The organism is Dyadobacter flavalbus (assembly GCF_006149045.1).
GTDB classification, from domain to species: Bacteria; Bacteroidota; Bacteroidia; order Cytophagales; family Spirosomataceae; genus Dyadobacter; species Dyadobacter flavalbus.
This window is the reverse complement of record NZ_VBSN01000069.1, coordinates 1-16,574: the sequence shown is the minus strand read 5'-3', so window position 1 is coordinate 16,574 and position 16,574 is coordinate 1. Positions and strand designations below refer to the sequence as shown.

The window sequence follows — 16,574 nt, the reverse complement described above, 5'->3', positions numbered from 1 at the left end:
TGCATTTTGGCGATCATGCTATGACAGTTTGTCAGTTTTCACCGATTTCTTTTTATATTTGTAATTCATTGCAGAGGCCGGATCCATCTATTTTCCTTCGGCTTTGTCATTTATAATACGGGTTTAAGACTTTCCCTTCAAGATGGAAAACAGAATTACCGAGACTTTAAAAATACTGACCGATGCAGACAAGGAAGCCTGTGAAACGGTCCATATAACAGAAAACGAACCTGTTTCCCAAAAGAAAAGGCTCTTTATTGAAAGCTATGGCTGCCAGATGAATTTTGCGGACAGTGAAATCGTGGCGTCTGTCATGCGTGAAGCCGGATTTGCAACAACGTCGGAAGCAGAAAATGCTGATCTGATATTTCTGAACACCTGCGCCATACGCGACAATGCCGAACAGCGCGTAAGAACACGTCTGCGGCAGCTGAACGTTCTCAAGAAAAAACGGCCGGGCACACTTATCGGCGTGCTGGGCTGCATGGCCGAGCGTTTGAAAGCCAAGTTGCTGGAAGAAGAAAAAATGGTCGATATCGTAACCGGGCCGGACGCTTACCGCGATCTTCCGCGGCTTGTTGAGGAAGCCGAAACCGGGCAGAAAGGAGTCAACGTGTTTTTATCCCGTGAAGAAACCTATGCCGATATTTCACCGATACGCCTGAATTCCAACGGCGTAACTGCATTTATTTCCATCATGCGCGGCTGTGACAACATGTGCAGCTTCTGCGTAGTCCCGTTTACACGCGGCCGCGAACGCAGCCGGGACCCGTATTCCATCGTAAAAGAAGCGCAGGGATTATTTAACGACGGATATAAAGAAGTGACGCTGCTCGGACAGAATGTGGACAGCTATAAATGGCTTGGACAACCCGGAATTTCTGCTGTAACAGAAGAACATACCGAAAATGTCTCTGCGCAGACTCAGGTCAATTTTGCACAGCTTCTGGAAATGGTTGCGCTTGTCAGTCCTGAACTCCGTGTACGTTTCAGCACTTCTCATCCAAAAGACATTACGGATGAAGTGCTTTATACGATGAAAAAACACGATAATATCTGTAAATACATTCACTTACCCGCACAAAGCGGCAACAGCCGGGTTCTGGAAATCATGAACCGGACTTATAACAGAGAATGGTACCTGGAAAGAATTGACAGCATACGCCGCATACTTGGCGACGATTGCGGTATTTCTCAGGATATGATCGCCGGATTTTGTACAGAAACCGAAGAAGAACATCAGGATTCCCTTTCATTGCTGGAATACGTAAAATTTGATTTTGGTTATATGTTTGCCTATTCCGAACGCCCCGGAACGCTGGCTGCCAAAAAATTCATCGATGACATCCCGGCGGATGTAAAGCAAAGAAGACTGGCTGAAATTATAGATTTACAGCAGCGTATTTCTCTGGAACGCAATCAGAGGCTTGTCGGAAAGGTTCAGAAAGTATTGGTTGAAGGCACATCCAAACGTTCGGATGAAGATTTCAGCGGCAGAAATGATCAGAACAAAAGAGTGGTTTTCCCAAGAGAAAATTTCAAAGTCGGTGATTATGTTGATGTCATGATCACGGACTGTACTGCTGCAACGCTACGCGGCCATGCTGTTGTCGCCACAGAAGTATTGCAGTGATCTGAAATGAGAATTCAGACCCTATTATTTTAAAAATGTATTAAAGGCTTACAGTAAGGCCAACAGCCATTTTCATGAATTCAGCGGAAATACAAGCAATAAAGAACCGTTTCGGCATTATCGGCAATTCACCCGGATTGAACCATGCGATCAATGTAGCCGTACAAGTGGCAGCAACCGATCTTACCGTTCTGATTACCGGAGAAAGTGGCAGCGGAAAAGAATCATTTTCCAAAATCATACACAGCCTCAGCTCCCGTAAACACGGACCGTTCATTGCCATCAACTGCGGCGCCATTCCGGAAGGCACTATTGATTCAGAGCTTTTCGGACATGAAAAAGGTTCTTTTACAGGTGCGCTGGACGCCAGGAAAGGTTATTTTGAAACCACCAACAGCGGAACAATTTTTCTGGATGAAGTCGGTGAAATGCCCATCGGTACGCAGGCAAGGCTGCTGCGTGTTCTGGAAAACGGGGAATACATCCGTGTAGGATCTTCCAAAGTGCTCAAAACCAATGTCCGCGTAGTGGCTGCGACCAATGTAAATTTGCTGGATGCAGTAAATAACGGCAAGTTCCGGGAAGATCTTTATTACCGGCTTAATACCGTTCCCATTTACGTTCCGCCATTGCGCGACCGCGGCGAAGATATTCTGCTGCTTTTCAGAAAGTTTACAAATGATTTTTCCGAAAGATACCGTACAAAACCGGTCAGGCTGGATGTGGAGGCACGCGATCTGCTGATGCAGTATGCATTTCCGGGAAATATCCGCCAGTTGAAAAACATCGCCGAACAGATCACCATTCTTGAAACCGACAAAGATCTGCCGATCAGTCATGATACACTGAACAATTACCTTAATCCCGTACAGCCTTCCAGCAGAAAAGCACTGGTCACGCTGCGCCAGGGAGAAAATACGGCCGAATCCTTTTCCGAAAGAGAACTGCTTTACAAGGTTCTGTTTGACATGCGCAGGGATATGACGGAACTGAAAAAACTGGTCCGCAATGTACTTGAAAATGAAAAATACGGAGGCGATATCCTGAAAGATCATCAGGAACTTTTCAGCTCCCTCACCAATGCGGAACCAACTGTTACTGCGCCGGCAACCGAGCCCGCACGCTTACTGCCTCCGCCCATTTCCAGAACGGTGGATCTTGACCGGTATTCAGACGAAAGAAGTGAAATAGAAGATGTTGTGCATGTAACGGCAGAAGAAGAATCGCTTTCTCTGGAAGACAAGGAAAAGGAAATGATCATTAAGGCATTGAGAAAAAACAACAATAAACGAAAGTACGCAGCCAGTGCATTGGGCATATCGGAAAGAACGTTATACAGAAAGATCAAGCAATACGACATTGAAGAATAAATTAAAAGCAGATCCGTATCTGAAAAACAGCATGGCGACATTCGCGAAAAAGTTTGTGCTTATACTCTTTTTCCTGCATTGCACCGTTTTTATCTCAGGATGCGGCGTGTACTCATTTACCGGCACCAGCTTGTCGCCGGACATCAAGACTTTCAGTGTTCTTAATTTTACAACCGGAACAGCCGGCGGCCCGGCCGATCTTCCGCTCCGGCTTACGGAAGAACTGAAAGAATATTTTCAGAGAAACACAAGTCTGATCAGTCAGCCGGGCGGCGGAGACCTGATTCTGGAAGGTTCCATTACCGGATACGACGTACTGGCAGCTGCGCCGACGGCAAACGATCAGGCCGGATTAAACCGTTTGAATGTAACCGTACAGGTGCGTTTTACGAATGCAAAGGATGAAACCAAGAATTTTGACCAGTCATTTACCTATTACGCAGACTTTCCACAGGATCAAACGCTTAACCAGAACGAAGCGCGGCTTTTGCCTACAATCCGGGAAAATTTAGTACAGCAGATCTTTAATAAATCGGCTGCGGACTGGTAGAAGAATTTATTTTTATCTAATTTCAATCCCCGGTTCCGGTAAAAATAACAAAAGCAAGTCATGGCCATTATTGAAAAAGAAGCATTCAGCCAATTGGTAAAACGTCCGAGCGGAATCAATGCAGACATCATTCCGCAGTTGGAAGCTACGATCAAGGCATTTCCTTACTGCCAGATTTCCTATTCTTTGCTGGCCAAGGCATCCAGCCTGGCAGGAACTGAAAAACTGGAAGAAACACGCCCGCGTGCTGCGGCTTATGCGCTGAGCCGCATTGCCCTGCAGCAACTGGTCGAAAGCAATACGGAGCGTTACGATGCTACTGTAAATATAGAAGAAGCCATTGAAGCGCTGGAAAAGCCGCTTGCCGAACATAATAATGAAGTTGTTCTTACCGAGCTTGTTACAGAGGAAATTGTTCCGGCACAGCAGCAGAAATCAGAGGAGCAGAAAAAGCAGCAGCAGATCATCGAGGGTTTTATGAAGAAAAACCCGAGGATCATTCGTCAGGAAAATAACCTGGAAGCAGTATCCATCGATCTGAGCGGAAGAGTGGCGGAATCGGGTTCGGGAAGCATTGAAACCGAAGCTTTTGCAAAAATTCTGCTGCGTCAGGGCAAAATTGAGAAAGCAATTGATCTCTATCAAAAATTGATCTTGAAAAAACCGGAAAAAAGCAATTACTTTGCGAAAAAATTAAGTGAGCTTTATTCGGATGTAAAGTAACCAGATTCAAAGGTTGTCAAACGCGTTAACTCTCACATTCATTCATTCTATATTATTCTAAGGCATGTATTTGGGTTTGATTATTCTGGTTGCGATTGTCGCAGTATTGTTGATTCTGGTGGTGCTGGTCCAAAATTCAAAAGGCGGAGGACTTTCAAGCGAATTTAGCGGCGCAGGAACTACACAGATGTTTGGTGTAAAGAAAACCACGGATTTGCTGGAACAAATCACGTGGGGACTGGCAGGCGCTGTTATCTTCATTTCACTTGCGTCTTATGTCATTGTCGGCGGCGGCAATCAAGGTGGCGGCATTAACAGCGTTAACGTAGAAAAAGCCCAAAACACCGTTATTCCGGGTGGAAACATTGCACCGGCACCTGCTCCGGGCGGCGCAGCAACTACGCCGGCTGCACCTGCAGCAGCTCCTGCTGACAGTGCAAAATAAATATTGAAAGCGTTTAAGCAGCTGTTAGCCATTGGCTTTTAGCGATTGGCTCCGGGCCGGATTTAAATGTATGTTACACTAAAAAAAGCGTCTGCAATTCGTTGGAGACGCTTTTTTAGTATAAGACAATTCAGTAAAATACTTTCAGGCAATATTCATTTCCTTCAGCATCAGTTTTTTGGCAACTGGCAGCAATGCCTCATGCAAAGGATAATCGTATTTGGATTCCACGACATAAGTGGCGGGATTCGGAAGTGACCTGTTTTTTCTGGTAAGATCCACTTTGATCTGCGATACCGTGTTTCCGATGCCAACACGGACTGTTTCCAGAAAAGTAGTTTTGAGATACCTTTCCTTCATTTCATTGTACAAAGCCAGCTGATAGGCAAACACACTGACCATCGGCTGAAAGGTATGCAAAAACAGCAGATAGCCTTCTTCCAGCCGTAAAGGCACAATTCCGACCGGCGAAATCTGTATATTTTCCTTTACTTCACTGAACCGCTCGGTTCCGGATTCAAGCGATCTGGTAAGACGGGGAATGGAAAAATCCAGAATATAATTCAGCTCCTCCAGATACGGATCGTCCTGATGCAGCTCTTCATACTCCAGCGTCCAGGTTCTGGGATTGATGCCTGTCAGGTTTTTGGGAAACGAAGTTCTGATCTGACTTTTGTTACTCCGAATGGCCAGACATGCATTGCGGTGTAATTCCAGATCCGGCAAGTGCGGATGCAGCCGGTTCATTTTAAACTGGTTATCAATATGCTGCAGGTAAGCGAGCAAGGTATATTTCTTGTACTCAAAATCAAAAGTTCCTTCCGTTAACCAGTTTTTCTGCAGGTGTGTCATAAGAATTCAGGTTTGGTGCCGGTATAATTTAAGCATTTTCAAAGCCGAAAACAATTATTTGCTTTACTGTCATGCAAAAGCTTTTATAATTATATAACGGCAGGTTTAGATACAAATTTGTCACACTTGCCGGAAAAAATGTCAGAAAGAATCTGCTGGCACAGATTGTGCTTAGCTCTAATCAGTCAAATCAATTACTGACAATCAAAAAACAAACGTTTAATATTTATGTCAACTTTAGCAGAAATACAAGTGAACGTACAACCTCTGGCTGATCGTGTTCTTGTAGAACCAGCCCCAGCCGAAGAAAAAACAGCATTTGGTATCATTATCCCTGATACTGCAAAGGAAAAGCCTCAGCGTGGAACCGTGGTAGCCGTTGGTCCCGGTAAAAAAGATGAGCCGCTTACAGTAAAAGTAGGTGATACCGTTTTGTACGGTAAATATTCAGGTACTGAATTAGCATACGAAGGAAAAGATATCCTGATCATGCGTGAGTCAGACATTTATGCAATAATCGGCTAATCTGTCTGATCTTAATTCATAGTTTCTCTTAAAGTTAATTCAAATCATTAATTGTTATGTCTAAGAAAATATTTTTTGATACCGAAGCACGCGACAAGGTAAAACGCGGTGTGGACACATTGGCTGACGCCGTTAAGGTTACATTGGGGCCTCGTGGCCGTAACGTTGTAATCGACAAGAAATTCGGTTCTCCAAGCATCACAAAAGACGGTGTTACCGTAGCAAAAGAAATTGAACTGAAAGACCCTATCGAAAACATGGGTGCTCAGCTGGTTAAAGAAGTAGCTTCCAAAACGGCTGATTCAGCGGGTGACGGTACTACAACTGCAACTGTTCTTGCTCAGGCTATCTACTCGATCGGTGTTAAAAACGTAGCAGCCGGTGCAAACCCGATGGATCTGAAACGCGGAATTGACAAGGCGGTTAACATCATCGTTAAAGACCTTGAATCGCAGAAAAAAAATATCTCTACTTCAAAAGAAATTGCACAGGTTGCAACGATCTCGGCCAACCACGATGAGGAAATCGGCCAGATGATTGCTGAGGCAATGGAAAAAGTAGGTAAAGAAGGCGTAATTACTGTGGAAGAAGCACGCGGTACCGAAACAGAAGTTAAAACTGTAGAAGGTATGCAGTTTGACCGTGGATACCTTTCTCCATACTTCGTTACCAATACAGAGAAAATGGAAGCAGAACTGGAACGTCCATACATCCTGATCTCTGAGAAAAAAGTTTCTTCTATGAAAGAGCTTCTTCCTGTACTGGAAGCAGTTGCTCAGACTGGCCGTCCTTTGCTTATTCTTGCAGAAGATGTTGACGGAGAAGCACTTGCTACATTGGTAGTGAACAAAATCCGTGGTGCATTGAAAGTAGCGGCTGTTAAAGCGCCAGGTTTCGGTGACCGTCGTAAAGCCATGCTGGAAGATATCGCCAAAGTAACTGGCGGAACAGTAATCAGCGAAGAGCAAGGATACAAACTGGAAAATGCTACGCTGGAGTACCTTGGAACTGCTGAAAAAGTGATTATCGACAAGGATAACACGACGATTGTAAACGGTAGCGGATCTCCTGAAGAAATCAGCGGCCGCGTTAACCAGATCAAATCGCAGATCGAAAATACAACTTCTGACTACGATCGTGAGAAACTTCAGGAACGCCTTGCCAAATTGTCTGGCGGTGTTGCAATCCTTTACATCGGTGCAGCAACGGAGGTTGAAATGAAAGAGAAAAAAGACCGTGTGGATGATGCATTGCATGCAACCCGCGCTGCTGTTGAAGAAGGTATCGTAGCAGGTGGTGGTGTTGCTTACATCCGCGCTACTGCTGCTCTTGACGGTGTTGAAGGCTCAAACGAAGACGAAAAAACCGGTATCAACATCATCCGTGTTGCACTGGAAGCTCCGTTGAGAACAATCGTTTCCAACTCTGGTCAGGAACCATCCGTAGTTGTTCAGAAAGTAAAAGAAGGAGCAGGTGCTTACGGTTACAACGCAAAAGACAATGTATACACAGACCTTCTGGAAGCTGGTATCATTGACCCTAAGAAAGTATCCCGTCTGGCGCTTGAAAACGCAGCATCTATTGCAGGTCTTCTGTTAACAACAGAATGCGTAATTGCTGACGAGCCTGAAGAAAATGCAGCTCCTGCCGGTCACGGACACGGCGGCGGAATGGGTGGAATGATGTAATAATTGCTCTTTCCATTTTATATAGTTCAAAAGCCGTCCGGAACTCCGGACGGCTTTTGAACTTATACTGAATATCAAATCATTATTATAAAAAATAGCCGCTCAGAAAATCCGGGCGGCTATTTGCTTTACTCAACGTTATGAAAAACTTCATTGTTTAGACGCAGAAGTTTACTCAGGTCACACATGAAGTAAAAAATATTTTTCATTTTATCCCAGCATCAGCCCATCCTGCATGACAAGCCGCCTGTCGGCCATTTCGGCAAGGTCTTCATTGTGCGTAACAATTATGAAAGTCTGCCCGAATTCATCTCTCAGTTTAAAGAAAAGCTGATGCAGTTCCAGTGCGTTATGGGAGTCTAGGTTTCCGCTGGGCTCATCCGCCAGTACAATCGACGGCTTGTTCAGCAAAGCCCTTGCAACGGCAACACGCTGCTGTTCACCGCCGGAAAGCTGTGACGGCAAATGATCCGCTCTTCCCGAAAGCCCGAGCATTTCCAGGAGCTCCTTCCCTCTTTTCAGAATGTCCGCTTCCTTCATATAACCGTTGATATAGCCGGGCATGCATGCATTTTCCAAAGCTGTAAATTCGGCAAGCAGATTATGGAACTGGAATATAAACCCGATTTTTTCATTTCTGAACCGGGCAAGGTCTTTGTCTTTCTGTGTAAAAACATTTGTATCTTCAATAAAAACCTGTCCTTCTTCCGGCCTGTCCAGCGTGCCGAGTATATGAAGAAAAGTACTTTTTCCTGCTCCGGAAGCGCCTACAATGGCCACAACTTCACCTTTTTCAACTTCCAGATCAATGCCTTTCAATACTTGTAAAGACCCGTATGTACGCCTGATCCCATGCGCCCGAAGTAAATTCATGATCCGAAAAGATAATTGGACGGAAACCTACGCCCGTTTTGAATAATTCCTTAATTTGCCGTGAAAATACCAATTTACTTTTATACTCATGAATATTCACGAATATCAAGGCAAAAGCGTCCTAAAAAAATACGGTGTGCGTATTCAGGAAGGACTCGTAGCCGACACGCCGGACAAGGCGGTAGAAGTTGCACGTGAGCTTAGCCAGCAGACTGGTACCAAATGGTATGTTGTAAAATCACAGATCCATGCCGGCGGACGTGGAAAAGGCCGGATTGTCGGAACAGAACAACGTGGCGTTGCCCTTGCAAAATCGGTTGAAGATGTACGTACAATATCCAATAACATTCTGGGCAAAGTACTGGTTACGCATCAGACCGGCGCAGACGGAAAGCGCGTAAACAAAGTCCTTATTGCAGAAGACGTATACTATCCGGGTCCGAGCGAGCCGAAAGAATATTACCTTTCCATTCTGCTGGACCGTGCCAGAAACTGTAACGTGATTATGGCGAGTACAGAAGGCGGTATGGACATTGAAGAAGTGGCCGAGCACACGCCGGAAAAAATCATGAAGGAGTGGATTGACCCGAAAGTGGGCTTACAGCCTTTTCAGGCGCGTAAAGTAGCTTTTGCTTTGGGTCTGGAAGGCGACGCTTTCAAGGAAATGGTGAAATTCATCACTTCCCTTTACAAGGCTTACGTCGAAAGCGATTCGTCCATGTTTGAAATCAACCCGGTTTTAAAAACATCTGACAATAAAATCCTTGCCGTTGATGCAAAAGTGGATCTGGATGATAACGCATTGTACCGTCATCCCGAACTTGCAGAAATGCGCGATACCAACGAAGAAGATCCTCTGGAAGTAGAAGCCGGAGCCAATAACCTGAACTATGTAAAGCTGGACGGAAACGTAGGCTGTATGGTGAACGGTGCCGGGCTTGCCATGGCAACCATGGACCTTATCAAGCTTTCTGGCGGTGAGCCTGCCAACTTCCTGGATGTTGGAGGCGGTGCCAACGCACGTACGGTGGAAGCCGGTTTCCGTATCATTCTGAAAGATCCTAATGTAAAGGCAATCCTGATCAACATTTTTGGCGGTATCGTTCGATGCGACCGTGTTGCTGCGGGTGTTGTGGAAGCATATAAGGCAATCGGCGAAATTCCTGTTCCGATTATCGTTCGTCTGCAGGGTACAAATGCTGAGGAAGGTGCCCGTATCATCAACGAATCCGGACTTAAAGTTTATTCTGCTATTGAATTCAAGGAAGCAGCTGCGAAAGTTTCAGAAGTTTTGGCAGATCTGGGACTTTCATAATGTCCTGAAGCCAGACCAGATTAATATAAATCAGCTTTGTCAGCCTGAGCAGTCCGTTTGCTCAGGCTGATTTTTTGCTTTTCAATCAAGTAAAATCAGCTTAGCAGAAACCATAGCATCATCGTTACGGCAAAACTTGCAAGTCCCTGCAAACCGGTCAGGATGGTGTGCGTGCGGTAAGTATCTCTGGTTGAAATTCCAGTAAACTGCGACACAACCCAGAACCATGCGTCGTTGGTGTGCGAAACAATCATGGCACCACTGCCAACGGCCATGACAATTAATGTAATCTGTACCGGCGTTACAAATCCCAGTGTTCCGAGTAGCGGTGCCAGAATGCTTGTCGTCAAAACCATGGAAGAAGTCGTTGATCCCTGCGCTGTTTTGAAAAAAGCGGCAATGACGAAAGCAATCAGCAGCAAATAGCTTCCGGACATTTCATTGTTGATCAGCCACAAACTGACCATTTCCTTCAGGCTCGTTTCTTTCAGTATCGCTCCGAAAGCGCCCCCCGCTCCTACCAGAACCAGCGTGGTACCGCAATGCTCAATACCGCTTTTAAAACAGGCTGTCATTTTTTCTGCCGGATGTTCCGGAAATAATGAATAACTGAAAAATATAGCCAGAAGAAACGAAACCAGGGGACTGCCAAAAAATCCCAGCCATTTTATCCATACTTCAGGAAAGTTCAGGATTCTTGCAAAAGATGCAAGCGTAATCAAAACAATGGGCAGCAGAATGGGCATAAAGGATTTCAAGGCGGAAGGAAGCTGCCGTTCGGGAATGATAACCGGTTCCTCAACTGCTGAACTTTCAGCTATTTCAACATGGCGGGCATATTTTCCGGCAAACCACGTGGAAAGAAAAAGACTGAGAACGGATACAACAAGACCGATCAGAATTACAAGTCCGACGGAATCGGCAATGCCAAGGTTTCCTGCTGCCGAAAGCGGCCCGGGTGTTGGCGGTACCAGCGTATGCGTCGCAAAAAGTCCGCCGGAAAGCGACAAAGCAATGGTTCCCAATGGCTTTCCGGTTCTCTTGGCTACGATCTGGTTCAGCTTGTGAAGGATTATAAAACCGGAATCACAAAACACCGGAATCCCGACAATCCCGCCGATCACGGACATGGCAAGCGCAGGCCTTTTTTCCCCGAACAGTTTTAAAATAACGTCGGCCACCTTGATCGCAGCTCCGGATTTGTCCAGAATGGCACCGATCACACAGCCCAGAATCACCATCAGACCAATTTTGGACATCAGTTCACCAAAGCCTTTGCCAATGGTTTCGGCCAGTTTGTCAATCGGCAGGCCGGCAAAAATACCTACGCCCAGGGCAGCCAGAAGCAATCCGGTCAGCGGATGCATTTTCAGAACCGTGGAACTGAGTACAATAAAGACAACAGCAGCCAGAACAATTAGAATAATCATGGATTCCGGTTTTGCTACAACAGCCCAAGTATCGCCTCATCTCCGATCACCGCATTTGCCGGGCGTGGATGTGCAGCATTAAAAACTTCCAGATCTTTTATTTCCAGTACTTTTGAAGGCGCTTCATTTATGTTTCCCTGAGCGTCCGTTACTGCTTTCAGGTCTAATCCGGCATGTTTTGCCATGAACGCGTACATCGCTTTTCTTTTGGAAGGGCCGAAATCATGCTGTTCATCTGCAAGGTGCAAACTCTCCAGCATATCCTTTTTCCCATACAAACCGTAAATTTTCTGAATAAAAGGAAACTCCACTTCCGGCGTATTTTTGGTCCAGTCGCCGCCGTCCGAAATCATGATCATGGGCTTTGGCGCAGCAAGTGCGGCGATTTCTACATTATTGGTCTGAAAGTCTCCGTTTTTATGAATCGGCATGCCGCTTTCGCAAACACAGCCGCCAAAGAAATACGCAGAAACCATCACCACCGGTACTGATATCTTTATACGATCGTCCAATGCTGTCAGCAGAAAGGTCTGCGTTCCTCCGCCCGACTCGCCGGTAACAGCAATTCTTTCCGGATCAACGCCGGGAACCGAAAGTAAAAAGTCCAGTGAACGGATGCTGTTGATCGTCTGTAATTTCAATGCTTTCGGCATTTTGTGCTCACACTGGCGCGAATCGCCTTGCCCGACCATATCCCAGACAAAAACAACGGCGCCCATTCTGGCCAGCGTTGCGCAGCGTTTCTGAGTCTGTTCCCGGAACCTTCCGTGCGGGTTCTCACCGTGGCCGTGCGGACATAGAATCCCGGCATAAGATTTTTGTTTTTTGGAAGGTTTATACAAATTTCCTGTGACATAAACGCCCGGCATGCTTTCAAAAGCGACATTCTCGATTGTGTAGCCGTCCATTTCCTTTTTGCTGTGTATGATCGGAGCAGAAGCTGGTTTTGCAGGCAAACTCTGCAGATCCATGCCTTCGCGGATCTGCTTTCTTATTTTTGCTGCCCGCGTTTCCCATTCCAGTCTGGATGAAACCGCATGTTTTTCCAGAAATTCTTTTCCTTGCGCTTCAGTAAAATAAGCGCCCTGACATAATTCGGCTTGCTGCCCGAAAGCCGCTGCGGCCAGGCAAAAAGTATGGATCAGCAACAGAGAAATCGTCTTCATCTTGAACAGTAATAAGATAAACAAGTTTCTGACAAAAGGACAAAAACCGCTGCTACTACTTGTTCAGCCAATTTTTCAAAAAAATATATACAAACAACAAAGCCTTACGGAATTGCTACTTTAATGTATTTACTGATGATATGCGCTTCCAGGTTCCTGACCAAACCCTTGTATTCTCCGTCAATCTGAAAATGCGCTTCTTTGTCCGGACAGCTTATTTCCGCCTTCTGAACAGAAATGACCTGCATGATTTCCGGATTGAAATCGGTATTTCCCGCCAGTATTTTGGCCGTTTCAATAAAGTCCAGTTTTTTGGCAATGACGAGTTCAAAAAAGCCGTCTGACATGTCGCCTGCAGGATTTATGGTAACGCCGGTTCCGTATTTCTGCGCATTGGCAATAATCACGATCAGCGCGTCTGTTTCAATGATTTCCTGATCCGTTTTAATCTGGACCCGGAAATTTTCATGTTCGCTGAGCGTTTTGAGCATTTCGCGCGCATAACCCAGCTTGCCGCGGATGTCACTGTTTTCATAATTTTTTACCAGCAAAGCATTCAGGCCGATATCGCTCAGGTGCAGGCTGATTTCACCGTTAATGGAAACGGCATCTATTTCCACGAAATTGCCGCCAAATGCAACCTCCGTAGCCTGTGCCACAGAACCGGAAACGCCAAAATCCATTGCAAGTCCGTTGGCAGAACCCACCGGAATGATTCCCATAATGACGTCAGTACCATGAATAGCCTGTGCAACCAGTGAAATGGTGCCGTCACCACCCGCTACAAGTACTCTTTCCGGATTAATATTCTCAACCATTTCCCGTACTGTTTCCATGTCATTTTTACCCGTAGTAGAATAAATGCGGAGGTCATATCCTTCTGCTTCTGAAATTTCAATTACTTTTTCAAAAACAATATCCTTATCCACATCGCCGGATATGGGATTTACTACCAACAAAACTTTTCGTTCTGGAAACATATTGTCTAAATTAGGGACTTGAAGTCTAAGTGGATAAAGATAGTTATGAAACGTTGTGACTTAAAATTGTATCGCGGTTATGCGAATAAAAAAGAACTGGTCGTATTCGGGCATGTTGTAAAAAAATACCCTTCAGGCGACCGTAAATACACGCGTACCGGTTTCAGATATGCAAAAACGATCATTGAACTTTTTTCGATCAAGACGCTTCCTTTTCTGAAAGTGGTTTTGCGCATCGGCGATCTTACGGTGGAAACGCGGGCCGAGGAAGATGGTTATTTCCGTTTTCAGGTTCCGTTCAAGGAAGCTATGGCAAGCGGCTGGCATACGTATGAAGTTACTGTTGACGATGAAGTGGACGGAAAAAAGTATCATGCTTCCAGCAAGGAGGAGTTTTTTCTTCCGTATAAAACGTCGTACGGCATTATTTCGGATATAGACGATACGTTCCTGATTTCGCACAGCCGCCGTTCGTTCAAAAAGCTTTTTACACTGCTGTCCAGAAACGTTCAGGCGCGCAAACCGTTTGATGACGTGGTGAAGCATTATCAGCTGCTTTCGTTTGCAAGCCGCACGCATCCGCAGAAAGAAAGCAATATCTTTTTTTACGTTTCCAGCAGTGAATGGAATCTGTATGATATGATTGTACGCTTCGCCGAACTCAACGGCTTGCCCAAAGCCGTTCTGAAGCTGAAAAAGATCAAGTCCGGCCTGGACGATTTTGTCATGACCGGAGCCGGTTCTCACGATCACAAGTTGAGAAAAATCCAGAATATCATCCAGTTTTATCCTGAACTTCAGTTCATTCTCTTAGGCGATGATGCGCAGAAAGATCCGCAGATTTATGAGGAAATATGCAGGACTTATCCGGACAAAGTACGCGCAGTTTACCTTCGGCAAACCACCAGAAGAAGCAAACCCGAAGCAACTGCATTAATAAAAAACATTCAGGATATGGGCATTGATACGTGCTATTTTGCGCACAGCAACAAAGCCATCATGCATTCGCTTGAAAAAGGACTTGTATTTGAAGCGCCTGTGGAAATACTGGAAGCAGTTGCTCCGCCGGTTGAAAACCAGTAACCAATCTTTGTTACATTAAAACAACCAATGGATATTTCCCATATACTGAACGAACTTGGCGAAGACCGCAGCCTTTATTTTAATGCAGTAGCGCCTCCGATCGTTCAGACGAGCAATTTTGTTTTTGATTCCTTTGAAGAAATCAGGAAAGCTTTTGAAGATGAAGATTCGGCTTTCCTTTACTCACGCGGAAAAAACCCGACGATTGAAATTCTCCGCAAAAAACTGGCTGCGCTGGACGACGCGGAAGATGCACTGGTTTTTAACAGCGGCGCTTCTGCCATATTTGCCGCCGTGCTTGCCAATGTCGGTGCAGGCGATCATATCGTTTCCGTGGACAAACCATACAGCTGGGCATGGCGGATGTTTGACAACATGCTACCGCGTTTCCATGTAAAAACCACTTATGTGGACGGCACCCGGATTGAAAATTTCGAAAAGGCACTCAGGCCGGAAACGCGGATCATTTATCTGGAATCGCCCAATTCGAATACGTTCGAACTGCAGGATCTGGAAGCGGTTGCAAAGCTGGCCAGGGAACGCGGCATTCTGACCATTATCGACAACAGCTACTCCACGCCGCTGCACCAGAAACCGCATGCTTTCGGCATAGACCTGAGCCTGCAGTCAGCGACCAAATACCTCGGCGGACACAGCGATACGGTTGCCGGCGTGCTGACGGGCTCCAAAGCCATGCTGAACAAAATCTTTAATGAACAGCTGCTGAACAACGGTTCGGGGATTTCGCCGTTTAATGCATGGCTGATTCTCCGCGGAATCCGTACGCTGCCGCTGAGGCTGGAACATATTTCGGCAACAACGGTGAAGGTTATTGAATTTCTGAAAAACCATCCGAAGATTGAAAGGGTTATTTTTCCTTTTGACGACGACTTTGCGCAGATTTCACTGGCAAAAAAGCAGATGACAGGCGCTTGCGGCCTTTTTACCATTGTACTGAAAGCCGGTTCGCATGAGCAGATTGAACGGTTTACCTATTCATTGAAACATTTTCTGGTGGCTGTTTCATGGGGCGGGCACGAGTCTTTAATACTTCCGCAGGCAGCCGGCATGGCACCGGAGTTGTTTGATCCGGCTATCGAAAAACACCGTATGGCCCGCGTTTATGTTGGTCTTGAAAATGCCGATTATCTTATCCGTGATCTGGATCAGGCACTTGCCGTTTTATGATTTGTAAAAATGAAAAAGATCCTGATTGTAGAAGATGACCGCCGTATTGCTCAGAATATTTTTCGCGGACTTGCGTCGGAAAACATGGAAGCTGAAATTGCTTACGACGGCATTACCGGAAAACAGCTGGCGCTGGAAAAGAAATTTGATCTGCTGCTGCTGGACGTAAATCTTCCGGGCATGAAAGGGTACGACGTTTGCGAGCAGGTAAGGGCTTACAAGCCTTCACTGCCCATTATCATGCTGACGGCTTACGGCGAAATTGAAGACAAAGTGGAAGGACTGAGCCGCGGAGCCAACGACTACATTGTAAAACCGTTCGATTTCCGGGAACTGCTGGCCCGTATTCATGCTGCACTGCGGGTTTCGGAACTGCTTAATCCCGAATTGCCGGATAAAATCCTGAGAATTGCCGATCTGGAAATGAACCTCGGCACCAAACAGGTAAGCCGGGGCGGGAACATCATTGACCTTACTGCCAAGGAATTTGCGCTGCTTGAATATTTCATGCTGCACAGAGGCCGCGTGGTATCCAAAATGGATCTGGCCGAGCATGTTTGGCACCTGAATTTTGATCCCGGCACGAACGTCGTGGAAGTATATATCAATTATCTCCGGAAGAAAGTGGTTCTTCCCCACTTTTGGTGGTTAAGCAGGAGCAAGTACCAATCTTTTTCTGAGCAATTCAAAGCTTGCTCTTCCATACATCTGCCTTTTTATAGTCTTTAGTTTATTAACATTGCCTTCCACAGG

At 45.8% G+C, this 16,574-nt stretch carries 15 protein-coding genes and 1 pseudogene; 11 read left to right on the top strand and 5 right to left on the bottom strand.

Features of this window, described 5'->3' with window-relative positions:
• Positions 1-142 precede the first annotated feature (142 nt).
• From miaB to secG, 5 genes are all read left to right on the top strand, one after another.
• Positions 143-1,633, top strand: a complete 1,491-nt coding sequence (gene miaB / locus FEM33_RS21970; protein ID WP_139014134.1) for a tRNA (N6-isopentenyl adenosine(37)-C2)-methylthiotransferase MiaB — start codon at positions 143-145, stop codon at positions 1,631-1,633.
• 74 nt (positions 1,634-1,707) lie between these two features.
• On the top strand, positions 1,708-3,003 hold the full coding sequence (locus FEM33_RS21965) for a sigma-54 interaction domain-containing protein (RefSeq protein ID WP_139014133.1): 1,296 nt from the start codon (positions 1,708-1,710) through the stop codon (positions 3,001-3,003).
• Positions 2,993-3,553 (top strand): LptE family protein, encoded by a 561-nt coding sequence (locus FEM33_RS21960; protein WP_310588832.1) that lies wholly within the window; start codon positions 2,993-2,995, stop codon positions 3,551-3,553. The genes FEM33_RS21965 and FEM33_RS21960 overlap by 11 nt, the downstream gene beginning before the upstream one ends.
• A gap of 60 nt (positions 3,554-3,613) precedes the next feature.
• Positions 3,614-4,276, top strand: a complete 663-nt coding sequence (locus tag FEM33_RS21955; protein WP_139014132.1) for a DUF8458 domain-containing protein — start codon at positions 3,614-3,616, stop codon at positions 4,274-4,276.
• A gap of 64 nt (positions 4,277-4,340) precedes the next feature.
• Positions 4,341-4,721: a preprotein translocase subunit SecG gene (gene secG, locus FEM33_RS21950; RefSeq protein ID WP_139014131.1), complete on the top strand. Its 381-nt coding sequence runs from the start codon at positions 4,341-4,343 to the stop codon at positions 4,719-4,721.
• 144 nt (positions 4,722-4,865) lie between these two features.
• Here secG and FEM33_RS21945 read toward each other — a convergent pair whose 3' ends face one another.
• Positions 4,866-5,573 carry a hypothetical protein gene (locus FEM33_RS21945; RefSeq protein WP_139014130.1) on the bottom strand — a complete coding sequence of 236 codons (708 nt, stop codon included), beginning with the start codon at positions 5,571-5,573 and terminating at the stop codon, positions 4,866-4,868.
• A gap of 228 nt (positions 5,574-5,801) precedes the next feature.
• Here FEM33_RS21945 and FEM33_RS21940 point away from each other — a divergent pair, with 228 nt between their 5' ends.
• The gene (locus FEM33_RS21940; RefSeq protein WP_031526862.1) at positions 5,802-6,098 is read left to right on the top strand and encodes a co-chaperone GroES; all 297 of its coding nucleotides are present in this window, start codon (positions 5,802-5,804) and stop codon (positions 6,096-6,098) included.
• A 56-nt stretch (positions 6,099-6,154) separates the two neighbouring features.
• Complete coding sequence (gene groL / locus FEM33_RS21935) at positions 6,155-7,786, top strand: chaperonin GroEL (protein WP_139014129.1); 1,632 nt, start codon at positions 6,155-6,157, stop codon at positions 7,784-7,786.
• A gap of 210 nt (positions 7,787-7,996) precedes the next feature.
• Here groL and FEM33_RS21930 read toward each other — a convergent pair whose 3' ends face one another.
• Complete coding sequence (locus tag FEM33_RS21930; RefSeq protein WP_139014128.1) at positions 7,997-8,659, bottom strand: ABC transporter ATP-binding protein; 663 nt, start codon at positions 8,657-8,659, stop codon at positions 7,997-7,999.
• Positions 8,660-8,747: 88 nt separating this feature from the next.
• Here FEM33_RS21930 and sucC point away from each other — a divergent pair, with 88 nt between their 5' ends.
• Entirely contained in the window at positions 8,748-9,974 is a 1,227-nt protein-coding gene (gene sucC, locus FEM33_RS21925; RefSeq protein WP_139014127.1) for an ADP-forming succinate--CoA ligase subunit beta, read from the top strand.
• 95 nt (positions 9,975-10,069) lie between these two features.
• Here the strand turns inward: sucC and FEM33_RS21920 are convergent, their stop codons facing one another.
• From FEM33_RS21920 to FEM33_RS21910, 3 genes are all read right to left on the bottom strand, one after another.
• On the bottom strand, positions 10,070-11,404 hold the full coding sequence (locus FEM33_RS21920) for a GntP family permease (RefSeq protein ID WP_139014126.1): 1,335 nt from the start codon (positions 11,402-11,404) through the stop codon (positions 10,070-10,072).
• 14 nt (positions 11,405-11,418) lie between these two features.
• Positions 11,419-12,570 carry an alpha/beta hydrolase family protein gene (locus tag FEM33_RS21915; protein WP_139014125.1) on the bottom strand — a complete coding sequence of 384 codons (1,152 nt, stop codon included), beginning with the start codon at positions 12,568-12,570 and terminating at the stop codon, positions 11,419-11,421.
• A 104-nt stretch (positions 12,571-12,674) separates the two neighbouring features.
• Entirely contained in the window at positions 12,675-13,550 is an 876-nt protein-coding gene (locus FEM33_RS21910) for a diacylglycerol/lipid kinase family protein (RefSeq protein ID WP_139014124.1), read from the bottom strand.
• Positions 13,551-13,595: 45 nt separating this feature from the next.
• On the opposite strand from FEM33_RS21910, the gene FEM33_RS21905 reads away from it, so the two are divergent.
• The 3 genes and pseudogenes from FEM33_RS21905 to FEM33_RS21895 all read left to right on the top strand — a co-directional run.
• Positions 13,596-14,633, top strand: a complete 1,038-nt coding sequence (locus FEM33_RS21905; protein WP_139014123.1) for an App1 family protein phosphatidate phosphatase — start codon at positions 13,596-13,598, stop codon at positions 14,631-14,633.
• A gap of 27 nt (positions 14,634-14,660) precedes the next feature.
• Positions 14,661-15,821 carry a trans-sulfuration enzyme family protein gene (locus tag FEM33_RS21900; protein ID WP_139014122.1) on the top strand — a complete coding sequence of 387 codons (1,161 nt, stop codon included), beginning with the start codon at positions 14,661-14,663 and terminating at the stop codon, positions 15,819-15,821.
• A 9-nt stretch (positions 15,822-15,830) separates the two neighbouring features.
• Positions 15,831-16,448 (top strand): annotated as a pseudogene (locus FEM33_RS21895) (response regulator transcription factor); the annotation flags it as partial.
• Positions 16,449-16,574 lie beyond the last annotated feature (126 nt).

Excerpts from the sequence above, each read along its gene's own strand:
- miaB (WP_139014134.1), top strand. The coding sequence starts at position 143 with ATGGAAAACAGAATTACCGAGACTTTAAAAATACTGACCGATGCAGAC.
- FEM33_RS21965 (WP_139014133.1), top strand. The coding sequence starts at position 1,708 with ATGAATTCAGCGGAAATACAAGCAATAAAGAACCGTTTCGGCATTATC.
- FEM33_RS21955 (WP_139014132.1), top strand. The coding sequence starts at position 3,614 with ATGGCCATTATTGAAAAAGAAGCATTCAGCCAATTGGTAAAACGTCCG.
- secG (WP_139014131.1), top strand. The coding sequence starts at position 4,341 with ATGTATTTGGGTTTGATTATTCTGGTTGCGATTGTCGCAGTATTGTTG.
- FEM33_RS21945 (WP_139014130.1), bottom strand. The coding sequence starts at position 5,573 with ATGACACACCTGCAGAAAAACTGGTTAACGGAAGGAACTTTTGATTTT.
- FEM33_RS21940 (WP_031526862.1), top strand. The coding sequence starts at position 5,802 with ATGTCAACTTTAGCAGAAATACAAGTGAACGTACAACCTCTGGCTGAT.
- groL (WP_139014129.1), top strand. The coding sequence starts at position 6,155 with ATGTCTAAGAAAATATTTTTTGATACCGAAGCACGCGACAAGGTAAAA.
- FEM33_RS21930 (WP_139014128.1), bottom strand. The coding sequence starts at position 8,659 with ATGAATTTACTTCGGGCGCATGGGATCAGGCGTACATACGGGTCTTTA.
- sucC (WP_139014127.1), top strand. The coding sequence starts at position 8,748 with ATGAATATTCACGAATATCAAGGCAAAAGCGTCCTAAAAAAATACGGT.
- FEM33_RS21920 (WP_139014126.1), bottom strand. The coding sequence starts at position 11,404 with ATGATTATTCTAATTGTTCTGGCTGCTGTTGTCTTTATTGTACTCAGT.
- FEM33_RS21915 (WP_139014125.1), bottom strand. The coding sequence starts at position 12,570 with ATGAAGACGATTTCTCTGTTGCTGATCCATACTTTTTGCCTGGCCGCA.
- FEM33_RS21910 (WP_139014124.1), bottom strand. The coding sequence starts at position 13,550 with ATGTTTCCAGAACGAAAAGTTTTGTTGGTAGTAAATCCCATATCCGGC.
- FEM33_RS21905 (WP_139014123.1), top strand. The coding sequence starts at position 13,596 with ATGAAACGTTGTGACTTAAAATTGTATCGCGGTTATGCGAATAAAAAA.
- FEM33_RS21900 (WP_139014122.1), top strand. The coding sequence starts at position 14,661 with ATGGATATTTCCCATATACTGAACGAACTTGGCGAAGACCGCAGCCTT.